The organism is Streptomyces sp. E11-3, from assembly GCF_046540415.1.
Lineage (GTDB): Bacteria > Actinomycetota > Actinomycetes > Streptomycetales > Streptomycetaceae > Streptomyces.
In genome coordinates this window covers 1-1,480 of sequence record NZ_JAZGRL010000169.1, presented here as the reverse complement: position 1 = coordinate 1,480, position 1,480 = coordinate 1, and the positions used below count along the sequence as shown (strand labels likewise).

At 72.2% G+C, this 1,480-nt stretch carries 2 protein-coding genes; both read left to right on the top strand.

Going from position 1 to position 1,480, the window contains the following annotated elements:
* Window positions 1-6 precede the first annotated feature (6 nt).
* Window positions 7-915: a virginiamycin B lyase gene (locus U9R90_RS36160; RefSeq protein WP_411061732.1), complete on the top strand. Its 909-nt coding sequence runs from the start codon at window positions 7-9 to the stop codon at window positions 913-915.
* Window positions 912-1,480 (top strand): chloramphenicol phosphotransferase CPT family protein (locus tag U9R90_RS36155; protein ID WP_411061731.1); only part of this gene is annotated, 569 nt, incomplete at its 3' end. The genes U9R90_RS36160 and U9R90_RS36155, both read left to right, overlap by 4 nt.

Genomic DNA, 1,480 nt, shown 5'->3' with positions numbered 1-1,480 from the left:
GCCCCCATGCCCCACACCCTCACCACAGACCGCTCCTTCCCGGTCGCGGACCCGGCCTCGGGCCCGTACGCCCTCACTCCCGGCCCCGACGGCGCGATGTGGTGCACCCTGGTGCACGCGGGCCGGATCGCCCGCCTGACACCCGAGGGCCAACTCACCGAGCACCCACTCGACTCGGACTCCTGCGGACCGTCACTCATCACCACGGGCCCCGACGGCGCACTCTGGTTCACCCGGATGCGAGACGACCGGATCGGCCGCATCGACACGGACGGCCAGGCCCGCTCGTACGCACTGCCCACCCCGGGCAGCGGCCCGTACGGCATCGCGACCGGCCCCGACGGGGCATTGTGGTTCACGCAGTTGCAGGGTGACCGGATCGGCCGCATCGAAGAGGACGGCGACGTAACGGAGTTCGCGCTGCCCGGAGCCGAAGGCGCCTACCCCTCCATGATCACAGCGGGCGGCGACGGCGCACTCTGGTTCACCCTCAACCAGGCGAACGCCATCGGCCGCATCACCCTGACCGGCGAGGTGACCGTCCACCCCCTGCCCACCGCCCAGGCGGCCCCCGTGGGCATCACCGCAGGCGACGACGGCACGCTCTGGTTCACCGAGATCGGCGCGGGCCGGATCGGCCGCATCACGCCGGCCGGACACATCACCGAGTTCCCGCTCCCCGACCCGGCCTGCCGCCCCCACGCGATCACCACAGCCCCGGACGGCTCGGTGTGGTTCACCGAGTGGGCCACGTCCCGCATCGGCTCCCTCACCCCCGAGGGCCACCTCACGGAGCACCCACTCCCCGCCCCGGACTGCGAGCCCCACGGCCTGGCCTTCGCCCCGGACGGCACGCTGTACGTCGCCCTGGAAAGCGGCGAAATCCTGCGCCTTGCCCCCGGGACCACATCATGACCCAAGACCCGCAGGGCCTGATCATCTTCCTGAACGGCACGTCCAGCTCCGGCAAATCGAGCATCGCACGGGAACTCCTCCCGATCCTCGACGGCATGTGGTCCCACCTCCCGGTGGACGCCTTCCACGCCATGCGGGCCCACCGCGACGACCTCACACCGGACCAGCTGCGGACCGTACTCCGGCGCACCTGGCGGGGCTTCCACCGCGCGGTCGCGGGCATGGCGGCGGGCGGCAACAACGTCGTCATGGACCACGTACTCAGCGAGGACTGGCGCCTGCGCGACTGCCTGGACCTGTTCGTCCCCGAGCACGTCGTGCTGGTCGGAGTCCACTGCCCCCTGCCGGAGCTGGAACGCCGCGAGCGGGCCCGCGGCGACCGCCCGCCAGGGCTCGCCGCGGGCCAGCTCGCTCAGGTCCACTCCCACGGCCGCTACGACGTCGAATGCGACACCGGCACCACCAGCCCCCAGGACTGCGCCCGCCAAATCCGGGCCTTCCTACGGCATCGGCCGACCTCTCCCCCGACCCCGACCGCGTTCGAGCAGCTGCGGAAGGACGGGTG

Bases quoted from the DNA above. Each gene is read 5' to 3' on its own strand.
- U9R90_RS36160 (WP_411061732.1), top strand. From the start codon at position 7: ATGCCCCACACCCTCACCACAGACCGCTCCTTCCCGGTCGCGGACCCG.